This is a genomic window from Bacillus sp. Xin1, assembly GCF_013314535.1.
Lineage (GTDB): Bacteria > Bacillota > Bacilli > Bacillales > Bacillaceae_G > Bacillus_A.
This window is the reverse complement of sequence record NZ_JABUAE010000014.1, coordinates 25,758-41,996: the sequence shown is the minus strand read 5'-3', so window position 1 is coordinate 41,996 and position 16,239 is coordinate 25,758. Positions and strand designations below refer to the sequence as shown.

The following is a 16,239-nucleotide window of genomic DNA, read 5'->3' as shown; positions in this document are numbered from 1 at the left end:
TAGAAACCTCGTTTTCAATATAATCTCTTACTAAACAACCTCTTCTATTCCTTTTTAGGGTTTTATAATTATTATTTTTTAATAACTATAAACTTCACCTTTTCCATATTTCACATTTTGAAAACACAAAATTCTAAAAAATATACATTTAAATTCCCTATACAATATTCTTTCAAATGATGCATCACTGAGAAACAGGATTGAATTTATCATATAATTAATTCAATTGTCAATAATAAGATCACTCATTTCAAATAGATAATTATGTAACAAATCGTGTTATTTTACAAAATCAAATCATTACATTCTAATTATCACCAGGATTATCTCTTTATTTATTTTTCTAATATTGATTTTTTATTCACTATCCCCTACAAGATACATATGCTCGTAACTATTTCATAATTGAAATTATTTTTGCGAAATAAAAATAACAATCATTTGATTGTATCTTAACTCTATTATTTGCATGATTTGAATTTCAAATCTTAAATTTCTTTTTTATTATTAATTCAAAAAAGAAATTTTTTGTTGCTATATAAAATTCATATTAGTATAATAAAAAACGTTGTGAATATAATAATTTTAAAATTCAGAATTTTCTATGTAACATTATGGTATTTTTAATAATTATTTCGATGGAGGTTTTAAGTTGGCAAATAAAGCGCCCTTTTCTCGTATTCTTATAATTGGACTTATGTTATTTGCACTGTTTTTTGGTGCTGGAAATTTAATTTTTCCAGCTATGTTAGGACAAGCAGCTGGGCATAATGTATGGATTGCTACTGCTGGATTTTTAATTACAGGAGTAGGTCTTCCTTTGTTAGGCGTTCTAGCATTTGGCATTTCTGGTAGTGATGATTTACAAACATTAGCGAATCGTGTTCATCCTTGGTTCAGTGCTGTGTACACATTTATTCTCTATTTAGCAATTGGTCCGTTATTTGCACTCCCTAGAGCTGGAAGTGTTTCTTTTGAAATAGGTGTAAAACCATTTTTATCTAACGGAACAGAAACGGTTGCATTACTTATTTTCACAGTCATTTTCTTTAGTATTACATGTTGGTTCTCGTTTAATCCGGCGAAAATTGTAGATGTTGTTGGCAAACTTTTAACACCTATCAAACTTACATTCATCGGGATTTTAGTAGTTGCAGCGTTTGTCCAACCAATTGGTCCTATTCAGGCACCTACAAAAGAATTTGTAAACAATTCTTTTTTTAAAGGTTTCCAAGAAGGCTACTTAACAATGGATACACTTGCATCTTTTGTATTCGGCATTATTATTATCAATGCTATAAAAGAGAAAGGTACTTATGATAAAAAAGAAATAGTGAGCGTTTGTGCCAAGGCTGCTGGTATTGCAGCAATTGTATTAGCAATTGTTTATACTTCACTTTCTTATATGGGAGCCGCTAGCGTATCTAAACTAGGGCATTTAACAAATGGAGGAGAAGTATTAGCTAAAGTAGCTAATTATTATTTTAGTTCTCTGGGCAATTTATTGTTAGGCTTAATGATTACTGTTGCATGTTTAACAACAAGCGTTGGACTTGTAACATCATGCTCTTCATACTTCCATAAAGTATTCCCTAAAATATCTTATAAAACATTTGCTGTTATGCTTTCTATTTTTAGCGCATTGATTGCAAATCTTGGTTTGACAGAATTAGTTGCGGTTTCTGTGCCAGTACTTACAGCGATATATCCACTAGCAATTATGCTAATTGTTTTAACATTTTTGCACCCTATATTTAAAGGTAGAACAGAGGTATATCAATGGAGCTTACTCCTAACTTTTGTCGTTAGTTTGTTTGATGGACTAAATGCAGCAAATATACCTATTCAAGCAATTCATGTTATTTTCTCTAAATTTCTTCCTTTATATGATGCAGGTTTAGGTTGGATCTGTCCTGCATTTGTTGGAGGGTGTATCGGTTACTTCATTTATGTATTCCGAATGAAATTCATTACCAGTACTCCGAAAACGAATCATTAAAAAACCATGCAGATAAAGCTCTGCATGGTTTTTCCTAATCTTCCATTTCTATTTCCGTATTGTTCTTTTCCACATGCTCATCACGCAATTCTTCTTCCTGCATTTCCATCGAAATCATCGTATGATAAATCTCAGGATATAATCCAAATATTTGATACACGCTTCCTAAAAATGGCACCTGAACCCCTCTTTTCAAAAATAGTATTGGCATAATTAAGGGTTCCCTATCTTCATTCTATACATTCGTTTTTGTGTCTTGTTCCTCATCTTGAACATGTAATACATGTTGCCATTTTTTATAAGGTGCACTATTTGGATCCACATAGCCTTTCGCATGCGAACGGTCCCATAGTTGTTTTACAAACAACTCTGCTTCTTTCTTTGCTACCATTTCAGCACCAGTTCCATAATAATCTTGGAAATAAACTAAAATTTCATCAAGAAGTAACCGTAACAATTCATCTGATGTTTCCTCTAACGTTGGATCATACTTTGCCTCCCGATCATACATTAAAATAATATCTAAAATATTATGGACATGTTCTTTTCTAAGCCATCTTACATCTTGTGCACCTAACACAAAAGCTTGCGTGTACAAATGTCCGCCTTGGAGCATTGCTTTTTCTTGTTCTTCTTCAAAACGCGACAAAATATTTTCATAAATAAATGGATTATGAAGCAATGCACGGTGCAATTTATAACTTTCACTTGAAATATTTTTCCCCATGGACTGTATTAAGAAGCTACGCCCTACACCGTTATATTGATAGACAAATTGACCGTCGACAGCGACAAGACTAATCCACCGGTACATATATGCATAAAGAAGAGCACGATTACATTTATCATAATCTAATTTTGTTTGCGTCGCATTTAAGTCCGGCATAAAGGCTGGTAAGTGCCAATATTTATCTAAATGCGGTGTTAAATTCGATTTTTTGATATTTAATTTATTCACACGGCGATAATACGATTGAAAATAATCACCTTTATCATGCATAAAACCATTTGCGATATGACCAGAAGAAAGTTTAGGAAAATCTTGCAATGACAATCCATAATGCGCTCGGTAACAAATTACCTCAAATTGCGAAAATGCTTCATTCACCGTATCTTTTTCTTGGAATATTTCTTGCAAAAGTTCTTCTTGTAATTCTTGTTTTAGCGAAGGATGTATACCCCAATATTGTAACTCTCGATGATGAGCTACTTTCGGAATAAATGGACTTGCTAAATGAAAGAGGTCTTCAATTTTTTCTCTTACGTATTCATTACGATCACGTTTTTTAAAGTCAGCTTCTTTTCGTAATGCTTCAATAATATTGAGTTCTAGTTTGTCTCGATATCGAACTTGGAGCTCTGAATAACAATACGTTAAAATATGCTCTCGATAAAAATCTTCTACCTTCTTCGATTGACTTTCTTCTGCTTGCGCATCGCGGCAATATTCCCCGTACAAACTCATATAAATCTCCGCTGATATATCCTTTGGAAGTACACCTAAATTTAAATGTTGCTGCATATCTTGCCATATTTTTTCTTGTAATTTTTCATCTGCTAACACATATACATTTGTCGGATTTGTTCTCCCTTCAAATTCTTTACTCCGTTTTTGAATTTCAAATAGTAAGTTTTCACGTGTCTCCTGTAAGTTATCAAAGAATCTTTCCCAATGTTGAATCATTTTGTTTACAGCTTGATATAGTGATTGATAAACAAGTTCAAGTAACATTTCTTTACGATATTCATTCAACTTATGCACATATTGTGTGATGATATCTTCGAATTCTTTTCGGAATGTACGCTGCTGATTGTAGAACATCTTTCCAAACCACCCTTGCTGCTGTGCAAGTTCAACGCGGCGTACCGCTGTTACTGTACCATCAATATTGCTTACATTAAATTTCTTATCGTAATTTTGAATTAAATTGCGCTTCTGTTCATTATTCTCATGTAATCGATTCATTTTCTCGACTAATTGCTTACGAATCTCATACAACATAAAACGAGCGGCCACTGGGTGAACAGCTTCTGTTTTCTTTAGAAACCATGTATTCAGTTGGTATGACTGTCCCTCTGATCCACTTGGTGTATAGCGGTCTGATTCGATCATGTCGTATAAAAGTGTCGTCACATGCTCATGTACGCGGCTTGGTATCGCATAAGCATACAACCGAACAGCGTGATCAACTCTTGCCACTTCTCCCTTCATTTGCTCCATTATTTTAAGCTTTGCGGCATATATTTTACATTCATGCTGCAACCTATTTAACTCTTCGTCTTTTTGTACAGTACGATGTACATAGCTTTCAACTGCTTCTAAAAACAGCTTTGATTTCGCAACTCCAACCTTCCCGCCTTCAGCTCCTTCACGCGTTTCATTATACATTTGTCGATAGAAAATATGCGCTTGCTCCGGGCGAGTGGCAAGATGCTCTAAATCTTCTAAATAACTCTTTCCTCGCTCTGGCTTCTCACGCTGCATACCACGACGAACATCTTGTTCATACCGTTGTTTTTTCTCTTGAAACAATTGATCTAAATGTAACCACGATTCATCTAACCCTTGCACCGCCCATTTTAAAGCACAATATTTTAGTACATGCTCATACGGATAAATGAGCTTTGCAGTTCCAGCACCGCAATAACGCGCTTTCCCGTTTGATTCCGCCAATTGCTGAATTTGATTATCTTCTTGTGCGAAATGACTTGTAGACATTGGACTAAATAACTGTAAATAAATCGTATTTGTCATTTGTTCCATGTAATCTGATAGATTGTGTAAATGATGACCATGTAAATTCTCATAATCATATAAGAAACAATAATTATATGGTAAATGATGCTCTTTAATTGTATGATTCGTTCTTCCGTCTTCATCTACTTGATCTGGACGATACTCTAGTTCAATTGTTACACCGCCCCGTTTTGATAATTCACCTGTTGAGCCAAGTGTAATCGCGTGTAGTTCTTTTAATGACGCATAGCCATTCGCCTGCACAGTTTCAAATTCTTTCGCACTAACCGTGCGCGTTTTCACCAGTGCATCTGGCATTAAAAATGCACCGCGTATTAAAATGTTATGATGCTGTAATTTTTTTCGAAGCATCTCGCGTAGATACAATGCAATTTGTAAAAACATCCCTGAACCAGTACCACCAGCTAATGATGTAACGATAATAACACGAACACCATACTCTGTTTGATCACTTGTAACCGGAAAAATCTTTTCGATTTCTTGCCAAAAAGCAGTCAATTTATCTTCTTTCATCGCCGCCCGAAGAGCTAAACGTGAAATCACACGAAGTTGACCAGCTCCTTCTGTTAACGGCTTATCAAGAATAGTAGGATCCATTGGAAACCATTCTGGAATCGTTGGATCCCCCGCAATATATTCCCTGGGCGTTTTACTAGAGCTCGTTTGTGTCTTAAACTTACGAATGTGTTCAAATTTACTTAATGTATTCACGTCTGTATCAAACACGTGCATCGCTACCTTTTTACGTCGCTCCTCTGGCAATCTTTCATATATTTGATGTGTAACAGTGCTCCCGATTCCACCTAAACCAATTAAAATTGTAGGAACTTGTAATGTCATGTGAACCACCTTCCTATTAGTACGTATTCAAAAAGGAGGATAAAGAGAGCCGAGCAGTTCAAGGCGCAGAAGCCAGGAGGATACGGAGTGTAGCTAACACTACATGAGTACCGGACTGGCGATGCAACGACGAAATGCGAAAGCTATCTTTACCGGACTTTTTGAACTTCCTATCATTCACATTCGTATCGATAGATTTCCTTTCCATACCCCCGATCAATCAATAAAATCTCATTCGGATATAATGTCTTATGCTCATTTCCGACCTCTTCCTCTGTTATAAACATACCGTCAATGATCATACCAATCACTTGTGATTCCTTTGCTACAAACACAGACTTCGAACCTTTTTTCGCTATAAAGGTTACGGATTGTATCGTCTTTCGTTCTGCTCGAAATGGAATACCAAAATAATGTTTCCACCATTTATTTTTTAATAATTCTGGTTCTGATTGATAAAGCCAATCTTTCGCTACCTCTTGATCCCATTCGTAGTACAACATTGCTTTCCGATGAAATCTCGGCCGGACAATCCATCCTAAAACAAGAATTGTAACAAGCAAAAACAGTAATGCAACTGGAATTACGAGTTGAAAAATTATCGCATAACGTTCCCAAAATGGTGCATTTTGAATATGAAACGAAATCGTTTTTTTCACTTTTTGTAACCTTAAATCGTTTATAGTGATGGTAGCTTCTATGGTGCCGGTATCTGTAAAATTGAATGTATCGGAGTAATAAGGACGAGGATACACATAAATTTGATTGTCATGTTGCCGCAGTTCGTAGTTGATCGATTGATGAGATGTGACACCAGTAGATTGCAATAGCTTCTTTACTTCCCCTTCTGCCATTGGTTCACCATTCAGTAATGGCTGCAACACAAATGGTTTGCTTTTTTCTAAATTCGTCACCTTTTCTTCATAATCTTTCGTTATAATCTGCAAAGATAATTTTGCCTTTGGCATCGGATCAATTCGGAACTCTCTCGTTTGCCTGTAAAACCCCTTTATATTCATATGAATTTTTCCGCGTACTGGCTGTTTTCCAACTTGCGTTTCATAGTAAAATAGTTTTCTTTTATTATCCCATTTCATTGGATGCTGTTTTCCATCTAGTTCTATTTCTGCTTGGAAATAAGAAGATTGAATGGGTAAATCCGTCGGTTTCGCTTCAATCACTGCTTTCGTTCCCTCATACATTTTCTCTACATTTCTTTTCGATTCATCCTCTTTATCATAAGTAGAAACGGTATAATCAAGTGCTGGTTCGACAAGTACTTTCAATCCTTCTTTCACAATATCTCTATCAATTTCTAACGTATATGTCCCTGGTTTCATCACTTCACCGTTCGTAGCAATAATATGTGTAATACCTCCATATAATTTCGATTCTCCTGGTGCATGAATCGAAAAGGACGATTGTACTGCTAATGGTTTAGAAAGTTGTTCGATTTGATATTGAGATGCATTAGAAGATTGTTGCACAAGTGTCATTCTTTTTAATGGAAATGGTGTAGTAACCTCTAATTTATTGCCTGATATACTCGTTTTCACAACAGATTCAACAGAAGAAAATGGATCTCGATTCGCAATCAAAGCCGCAGTCTGATTTACACTCTCAATGACCCCATCTTCCCCGCTTGTCGGCATGATAATACCATTTATTTCTTTCTTCCAAATTTCTTTGAACGTATTCATCTGTTGTTGCTCTTGCTGTCCTAGATTCTCTTCCATTGTTATTAAAACTGGATGTAATGATATTTTTTTCGCTTCCATTTCTTGTTTAAATCCCTTTAGTTTCTGCGTGATTTGCTCTTTACCACCAGTTTTTTCTTTTTCTAATTCATTAAATGCCCCGTCAGTTAATACAATAAGCCAAAATTCACGTTTTCCATTTATGTCCGCTTCCTTTTTAATAGATTGCATTGCGGTCTCTACTGCGCTAAACGGTGTATTTAAATAGTTCTTCCATGCCCCAATTTGATTGATCTCTGTTTGCCTTTTTTCATTTGTTAACATAACATTTAACGCTTCAGTAGGACGACTCATTGGAACATATGAAAATCTATCTTTTTCATCTAATAATGCAACTAAACTTTGCAAAGCATAATTGGCATATTTCCAGCGATCGTTATTTCGCATGCTGCCAGAATCATCATATACAAGTGAAACGACCCTTTCTTTTGCCTCCTCTCCTTTTGCAAAAGTAAAAAAAGGATTCAAACATACTAATAGAAAAAAAATGAATGTGGCACAGATTCGAATCTTCATGATGAGGCTTCGCCACCTTTGTAGACAAATTCCTATGTTTAAATTTATGAAAAGAAACAAGATATATGACTTGTATTTTAGGGCAGAAATCACGACATAATCTTATTATGTAAACAAAATTCAAAATAGAAACATTCCTTTTCGTATTTTCTACCTGCATATCTACCTTATTATTTATACGCAAAGAAAAAGTCTATTTTGAAATAAACATCTCAAAACAGACTTTTCAAACTGAAAGCTCTCGTAAAAAAGTTTGATTTTTTTATTTAGCACAGCACTTCAATTTGCTGCAATATATATTGTATCGTTCCATGCAAAGTAGCCGCTACCGACAGTGTATTCGTTAACAAAATTGGGCTTTCTATGACGCCCAGTTCTTGTAATTGAATAGTTCCAACCGTTTTTCCAAATCCATTAATTACATAGCTGCTCGCAAATACCTTTTCATAAAATAAATTTCCGGAGTGGGGTAAAATAGCCGTAACACCTGTACGAACTGTATCCTTTTCAAAAAGTGTAACATGTCCAACTTGGACTCCTTGTACATCCGTTATCGCATTATACAAACCTGTTTCAAAGTTACCTATTACACCCCCAAGATCTCGTAACCGTTTCTATTCCATAACTTCTCCTTAAATCAAGAATTTTCTTATATTTTATCATACAAATAAAAAAACACGCCGATAAAAGCGTGTTTCTATTGTTTCACGTATACTTCAACAATTGGGTTATCTTTACGATCCGCATGCAGGCGAATATTCTCTTCGCTTGTATGATAAATACTTGCTAATAACATAACTGTTAACAAATTGGGGATTTCTCCATCACTTCCAAATTTCCGTTCAAGTACCTCTTCATATTCAAAATCCAAATCTCCTTGTATATATGTATACACTTCAAATCCATCTGCTAAATCACAAACAATCCTATCGATAATATCTGCCCCTACTTGCTTTTCCATTTCACTACGAAGGGCATTTGTAAATTCACCCCAAGGAACTTCATATGTTTGAAATTGATCTTTAGGTTCCATATGTCCCACTCCTTTTCACATACACTCTCCCCTTATCTTTTCCCTTTCTCGTAACAATTATGAGACTTAGGTCAATCGTACAAGCCGCACTTGTCCCGATGACATATCGTATTACTGTAACACGGAAGGAGGAAAGAACGTGCATCGTCAAAAATGTTATAATACTTGCCGACGCTATTTTGGTAAAGTTGTACGAATTGAAGATCGCGATGGTTATATTCATCTAGGTAAAATAGTTGACGTAACAGATGATTCTGTTTGGATTGAGCCGATTCATCGTCCATCTTTTGATACCGGTTTTGGATACTATGATGCATATGCAAATGGCGGCTGTGACTTTTGTGGTGGAATACGTCGATGTAACCGTTGTGGATTTGGTTTTGATAGAGGTTTTTGTGGAAGTGGCGCCATTCAATTAGCTTTCGGGTTTATTTTTGGTATTTCTTTAGCCGCATTATTTTTCATCTAATATATAAAGGAGTTGACTGCATTTTCTAGTCAACTCCTTTTCAAAAATAACGCGATATAATAATCCTATTATACACAAATACACACAGCAGATCTTTGGGTCTGCTTTTTATTTTTCACAAATAAATACACGGTGCCCTAAAATATGTTGGTACATTTGTAATACTTGCTCGTGTTGTACCCAAGCATCATACAATTCTGATGGAATAAAATGTGACAAATTCCATTCTGGCTGCTCTATTTGGCCTGCAACCGTCTCAGCAATCGTTCCTCCACCTACTATTGTTATCCTTTGGAAGTTTGCTATTTGAAATACATCCATCCATTCCTTTTCTGTTTGTAACTCTTTTATTCCATATAATTGTGTTATTTTATCCTCTTCTTCTTTTGGTAAATGTTTCTCAATAATCATTTCAATCACAATAAGCTTCCCGTTCTTTCGCAAGACACGATAACATTCTGGAATCGCCCGCTCTTTCTTTGTAAAAGCAAGTACAGATTCTCCTAATACAAGGTCGAATTGCTCGTTCAAAAACGGCAACTGCTCCACATTCCCTTTAATCAGCCCAATAGGTAATTGTTCTTGTAACCATCTATTTTTCGCCTTTTGAATCATAATCTCATTATTTTCAATTGCCGTCACATTGTAACCAAATTGTTTTTTCATATAAGCTGCTGTACGCCCTGTTCCACACCCTATTTCAAGCACATTTGCTTCACGATGTAATAGCAACTGTGCCAATACCTTTTTTGTTAATGTAAAACCACCAGGGTGTGCACTCCCAATTCCGTAATAAGCTAAAAAATCAATATACACGTTCCGTTTCATAGGATTCTCCTTCATTTTTTCTACAATAGCTATATTCATAAACATAAAAAACGGTGCAAAATAAAAAAGCATTTCTAAGGACCACCTTAGGAATGCTTTTGTCTTTACTACTTACTGTTTTCCTCTGTTACATAAGCCCACTTAAAGCTGTATTCTGGACTGATGTTATGTTTTACGACTCCTTTTACGTTTGGTTTCATTACATACGATCTAGCATTTTGATATAACGGTACAAGCGCTACATCTTCTTCCAGTAACAATTTTTCAGCCTTGCCTAACTCTTCCCAACGTTTCTTCGCATCCGCCATTAACTCTGTCTTACCTTTGTTAATCATTTCATCGTATTTTGGATTTGAGTAACTCATTTGGTTTTGAGAGTTTGTTGATTCGAACATATCTAGGTATGTCATTGGGTCCGCATAGTCTGGGTTCCAGCCGCCATATGAGAAATCGTAATCTTGATCAGATTCTAATTTCAGTTTTTGTTTAAATGGCTGCATTTTAATATTAACTGTTACACCTTTTAAATTTTTCTCAATTTGATCTTTTACATATTCTCCAACCTTTTTAGCGTTACTTGTATCATAGTTTAAGAACTCAAGTGTCACTTGATCTTTACCAAGCTCTTTCTTCGCTTCTTCCCATGCTGCTGCTGCTTTTTTCGCATCCGGTTTCAACCCATTTTTAAACGTTTCTTGGAAATCTTTACCGTCAGGACCAGCCGCTAATCCTTTTGGTACTAAATAATCCGCGGGTTTAGAACCATCATTTAAAATTACATTTGCTAAATCCTTTTTATTAATGGAAAATGCAATTGCTTCACGCAATTTTTTGCTCTTTAATGGTGTATCTTGGTTAGCACGTTTTTGGTTTAAACGTAAGTAGAATGTACTTGGTTCTGAATATGTTCCAAACTCACCTTCTTTATTTCTATATTTATCAACAAACTCTCCACTTAATAAAGTAAAGTCAACTTGACCACTATCATATAAATTCACACGAGTCGCTGCATCTTTTACAACACTATAGTTAATTTCTTCTAGTTTCACATTCTTTTTGTCCCAATAACTATCATTTTTCTTCAGCTTCCAGCCTTCTTCATGCTTCCAATCCGTTAGAACAAACGGTCCATTATAAACTACTGTATCAGATTCTAAACCATATTTATCTCCTTTTTCTTTTACGAATTTTTCATTTAGTGGATAATACGATACAAATGCCGTTAAGTTTAAGAAATATGGAGTTGCTCTTTCCAGTTCTACTTCAAGTGTGTAATCATCTACAGCTTTTACACCTAGTGTAGCTACTTCCGCTTTCCCCTTATTAATAGCTTCGGCATTTTTAATATAGTATGCAATAAATGCGTACTCTGCAGCCGTATTTGGATCTACCAACCGTTGCCATGCAAATATGAAATCTTTCGCCGTTACTGGATCACCGTTTGACCATTTTGCATCTTTACGAAGTTTAAATGTATATTTTTTTCCATCCTCACTCTTCGTACTAGATTCTGCGACAGCTGGGATTGGCTTATTATCTTTATCAAGACGATATAATCCTTCCATTGTATTCCCCAAAATTTGTGACCCAAGAGTATCTGTATTTTTTGAAGTATCCATTGTTGGAATTTCGTTTGTTTCTGTACGATTTAGTACTTGTTTTGCTGCATATTTAATATCCGATTTTTTCTCTTCCTCACTATTAGACGTTGTACTTGTCTTCTTATCCCCACCTGATCCAGAGCATGCTGTGAGTGCCATGCTTACTGCTAAAACTGGTGCTACAACTGCTGTTAATTTTTTCACTTTTTTCATTTGTATACCCTCCCTAATTTATATGTACGATGATACTCTTGAGAGATTTTCTGATATCCATCAAGTTATCAGAAGATTCTTATTAATTAATATTCTACTATTTTTTCCGAGTTTGTAAAGTTTCTTTTTAAAAATTCTGAAAATATTTTTTCTATAATAATTCGCTTTTTAATAGTAGTATTACAAGATTCTCCCCATCTACTATATGAGCCTCAAAACCTTCTTATTCTTTTCTATTTTTTTAAGTGCTATTATATATGCCTCTTTCTCGTTATAAATCATTTGAATGTAAAACATTCCTTTACTTTCTTCTTCCACTCTTGATCCATTCAAATTGATAAACTAGATTCTTCCCATGAAAAAGCCTCTCCAAAAGTGGTGTGCTCACCTCTGGAGACGCTTTTCTAAAGCTTATTATTTTCCGCCTTTCTCCTCTATATACGCCCATTTAAAGCTGTACTCTGGGCTAATATTATGTTTTACAATTCCTTTTACATTTGATTTCATTACATATGCATTGCCTCTTTGATATAACGGAACCATTGCTACATCTTCTTCAAGTAATAATTTTTCTGCTTTTCCTAACACTTCCCAACGTTTTTTCACATCAGACAATAATTCATTTCCTGCTTGTTTAACCATTTCATCGTATTTTGAATTAGAATAACTCATCTGGTTGTACGGACTCTTCGTTTCAAACATATCGATAAATGTCATTGGATCCGCATAGTCTGGACTCCATCCAGCATATGAGATTTCATAGTCTTGCTCTGTCTCTAGTTTTAACTTTTGTTTAAACGGTTGAATTTTCGTATTAATTGTTACACCCTTTAAATTTTTCTCAATTTGATCTTTTACATAATCAGCAACTTTTTTCGCTGTTCCATCATCATAACTTAGCAATTCAATTGACACTTGGTCTTTACCAAGTTCTTTTTTCGCTTCTTCCCATGCTGCCGCTGCTTTTTTCGTGTCTTGTTTTACACCACTTTTAAATGTCTCTGTAAAATCTTTACCATCTGGACCTTTTGCTAGTCCCTTTGGTACTAATTGGTCCGTTGGTTTCGATCCGTTGTTTAAAATAACATTTGCTAAGCCTTTTTTATCGATTGATAGCGCAATCGCTTCACGTAATTTTTTACTCTTAAGTGGTGTATCTTGACCACCACGTTTTTGATTCAAACGTAAGAAGAAAGTACTTGATTCTGCATACTCACCGTATTCATCTTTCTTCGGTTTATATTTATCAACAAACTCTCCCGATAATAACGTAAAGTCAATCGCGTCGGTATCATATAAGTTCACTTTTGTAGCTATTTCTTTTACAACACTATAATTAATTTCTTCTAGTTTCACACTCTTTTTATCCCAATAATTATCGTTTTTCTTCAACTTCCACCCTTGCTCATGCTTCCACTCAGACATTACGAATGGTCCGTTATATAAAACTGTATCCGCCTCTAAACCAAATTTATCTCCTTTTTCTTTTACAAACTTTTCATTTAATGGGTAGTATGATGCGAATGCCATTAAATTTAAAAAGTATGGAACAGGCTTTTCTAATTCTACTTCAAGTGTATAGTCATCTACCGCTTTTGCCCCTAATGTTGATGCGTCTGCTTCTCCTTTATTGATAGCTTCTGCATTTTTAATATAGTATGCAATAAATGCATATTCAGCTGCTGTTTCTTTATCTAGTAAGCGTTTCCATGCGAATACGAAATCATGCGCCGTTACTGGATCACCATTTGACCATTTTGCATCTTTGCGAAGCTTAAATGTATACTTTTTACCATCCTCACTCTTTGTACTAGACTCTGCTACCGCTGGAATTGGCTTATTATCTTTATCAAGGCGATATAAACCTTCCATTGTATTCCCTAAAATTTGTGCACCAAGTGTATCTGTTGATTTCGAAGTATCCATTGTTGGAATTTCCTGATTCTCTGTACGATTTAATACTTGTTTTGCTGCATATTTAATATCCGATTTTTTCTCTTCCCCACTATTAGACGTTGTACTTGTCTTCTTATCTCCGCCTGATCCCGAGCATGCCGATAACGCCATACTCATTGCTAGAACTGGTGCTACAACTGCTGTTAATTTCTTCATCTTTTTCTTCTTCATTTGTGTACCTCCCTAATTATATGTACGATGATACCTCCATTAGTTTTCTGATATATTAGTATTATCAGAAAATTCTTATTAAATAATATTCTACTGTTTTTTTAAGTTTTGTAAAGTTATTTTTTAAAAATCTTAAAATATTTTCTACTATAATGACAATATATTTTAGTTGCACTATTTTACAAAATACCCCTATTCACTATATGATAGCAATGCACTTCTTATCATTTAATTTAATTAATATTAAAATTCCTTATACATGATAGACATCGCTTTTAATAACTAAAGTCAATTTAAGAAAGATTCTATCCATAGCAAAAAAGCACCTCCAAAAGTAGATATACTACTTTTAGAAATGCTTTTTTATCTTTATTACTTACTATTTTCCTCAGTTACATAAGCCCACTTGAAGCTGTATTCTGGACTAATATTATGTTTTACAACACCTTTTACGTTTGGTTTCATTACATACGATCTAGCATTTTGATGTAATGGTACAAGCGCTACATCCTCTTCAAGTAACAATTTTTCAGCCTTCCCTAACTCTGTCCAACGTTTCTTCGCATCCGCCATTAAATCTGTCTTACCTTGTTTGATGATTTCATCATATTTTGGATTTGAGTAACTCATTTGGTTTTGAGAGTTTGTTGTTTCAAACATATCTAAATATGTCATTGGATCCGCATAGTCTGGGCTCCAGCCGCCATATGAGAAATCGTAATCTTGTTCAGATTCTAATTTCAGTTTTTGTTTGAATGGCTGCATTTTAATATTTACTGTGACACCTTTTAAGTTTTTCTCAATTTGATCTTTTACATATTCCCCAACTTTTTTCGCATTACTTGTATCATAGTTTAAGAATTCTAATGTCACTTGATCTTTACCAAGTTCTTTTTTCGCTTCTTCCCATGCTGCTACTGCTTTTTTCGTATCATGTTTTAAACCATTTTTAAACTCTTCTTGGAAGTCTTTTCCGTCAGGACTCTTTGCTAATCCTTTTGGTACTAAATAATCCGCAGGTTTAGAACCGTCATTTAAGATAACATTTGCTAAATCTTTTTTATTAATAGATAACGCAATTGCTTCACGTAATTTCTTGCTCTTAAGTGGTGTATCTTGATTCGCACGTTTTTGGTTTAAACGTAAGTAGAATGTGCTTGGTTCCGAATATGTTCCAAACTCTCCTTCTTTGTTTCTATATTTATCAACAAACTCCCCACTTAGTAAAGTAAAGTCAATTTGGCCACTATCATATAGATTTACACGAGTTGCCATATCTTTTACAACACTGTAGTTAATCTCATCTAATTTTACAGTCTTTTTATCCCAATAACTATCATTTTTCTTCAGTTTCCAACCTTCTTCATGTTTCCAATCCGTTAAAACAAATGGTCCGTTGTAAACTGTCGTATCAGACTCTAAACCAAATTTATCGCCCTTTTCTTTTACAAACTTTTCATTTAGTGGATAGTACGATGGGAACGCTGTTAAGTTCAAGAAATATGGAGTTGCTGTTTCTAGCTCTACTTCAAGCGTGTGATCATCTATCGCTTTTGCACCTAGTGTAGATACTTCCGCTTTTCCTTTATTAATCGCTTCTGCATTTTTAATGTAGTATGCAATGAACGCATACTCTGCAGCTGTATTTGGATCTAGTAAACGTTGCCATGCATATACGAAATCTTTCGCTGTTACTGGATCACCGTTTGACCATTTTGCATCTTTACGAAGTTTAAATGTATATTTTTTCCCATCTTCACTTGTTGTGCTAGATTCAGCAGCAGCTGGGATTGGCTTATTATCTTTATCAAGGCGATATAGACCTTCCATTGTATTCCCTAAAATTTGAGAACCAAGTGTATCTGTTGATTTCGAAGTATCCATTGTTGGAATTTCATTTGTCTCTGTACGATTTAGCACTTGTTTCGCTGCTAATTTCTCACCTGATTTGCTATCACTTCCGCTTGAATTCGTACTTGTTTTTTTGTCTCCACCTGTAGAACATGCTGTCAATGCCATACTCATTGCTAAAACTGGTGCTACGACTGCTGTTAGTTTTTTCATTTTTTTCTTTTTCACTTTTGTACCCTCCCTAATT

10 protein-coding genes and 1 pseudogene are annotated in these 16,239 nt (G+C 34.8%); 2 read left to right on the top strand and 9 right to left on the bottom strand.

All coding sequences use genetic code 11. The annotated features are described in order from the left end of the window. Positions 1-652 precede the first annotated feature (652 nt). The gene (brnQ, locus tag HRG09_RS14275) at positions 653-1,999 is read left to right on the top strand and encodes a branched-chain amino acid transport system II carrier protein (protein WP_174101425.1); all 1,347 of its coding nucleotides are present in this window, start codon (positions 653-655) and stop codon (positions 1,997-1,999) included. Between the two features lie 34 nt (positions 2,000-2,033). Here brnQ and HRG09_RS14270 read toward each other — a convergent pair whose 3' ends face one another. The 5 genes and pseudogenes from HRG09_RS14270 to HRG09_RS14250 form a co-directional block, all read right to left on the bottom strand. Continuing rightward, positions 2,034-2,177, bottom strand: coding sequence for a phosphonate ABC transporter permease (locus HRG09_RS14270; protein ID WP_174101424.1), 144 nt, complete (start codon positions 2,175-2,177; stop codon positions 2,034-2,036). Between the two features lie 57 nt (positions 2,178-2,234). After that, complete coding sequence (locus tag HRG09_RS14265; RefSeq protein WP_174101423.1) at positions 2,235-5,597, bottom strand: tubulin-like doman-containing protein; 3,363 nt, start codon at positions 5,595-5,597, stop codon at positions 2,235-2,237. A 173-nt stretch (positions 5,598-5,770) separates the two neighbouring features. Beyond that, positions 5,771-7,870 carry a vWA domain-containing protein gene (locus HRG09_RS14260; protein WP_174101422.1) on the bottom strand — a complete coding sequence of 700 codons (2,100 nt, stop codon included), beginning with the start codon at positions 7,868-7,870 and terminating at the stop codon, positions 5,771-5,773. Positions 7,871-8,154: 284 nt separating this feature from the next. Further along, positions 8,155-8,457: pseudogene (locus tag HRG09_RS14255) on the bottom strand (P1 family peptidase); the annotation flags it as partial. A gap of 110 nt (positions 8,458-8,567) precedes the next feature. Continuing rightward, positions 8,568-8,903: a hypothetical protein gene (locus tag HRG09_RS14250; RefSeq protein ID WP_174101421.1), complete on the bottom strand. Its 336-nt coding sequence runs from the start codon at positions 8,901-8,903 to the stop codon at positions 8,568-8,570. A gap of 139 nt (positions 8,904-9,042) precedes the next feature. Here HRG09_RS14250 and HRG09_RS14245 point away from each other — a divergent pair, with 139 nt between their 5' ends. Then, entirely contained in the window at positions 9,043-9,372 is a 330-nt protein-coding gene (locus HRG09_RS14245) for a hypothetical protein (RefSeq protein WP_174101420.1), read from the top strand. A gap of 108 nt (positions 9,373-9,480) precedes the next feature. Here the strand turns inward: HRG09_RS14245 and HRG09_RS14240 are convergent, their stop codons facing one another. From HRG09_RS14240 to HRG09_RS14225, 4 genes are all read right to left on the bottom strand, one after another. Then, positions 9,481-10,272, bottom strand: a complete 792-nt coding sequence (locus tag HRG09_RS14240; RefSeq protein WP_174101419.1) for a class I SAM-dependent methyltransferase — start codon at positions 10,270-10,272, stop codon at positions 9,481-9,483. A gap of 35 nt (positions 10,273-10,307) precedes the next feature. Next, entirely contained in the window at positions 10,308-12,014 is a 1,707-nt protein-coding gene (locus HRG09_RS14235) for a peptide ABC transporter substrate-binding protein (protein WP_174101418.1), read from the bottom strand. A gap of 414 nt (positions 12,015-12,428) precedes the next feature. Next, entirely contained in the window at positions 12,429-14,141 is a 1,713-nt protein-coding gene (locus HRG09_RS14230) for a peptide ABC transporter substrate-binding protein (protein ID WP_174101417.1), read from the bottom strand. A gap of 372 nt (positions 14,142-14,513) precedes the next feature. Further along, positions 14,514-16,220 (bottom strand): peptide ABC transporter substrate-binding protein, encoded by a 1,707-nt coding sequence (locus tag HRG09_RS14225; protein ID WP_174101416.1) that lies wholly within the window; start codon positions 16,218-16,220, stop codon positions 14,514-14,516. Between the last annotated feature and the right edge of the window lie 19 nt (positions 16,221-16,239).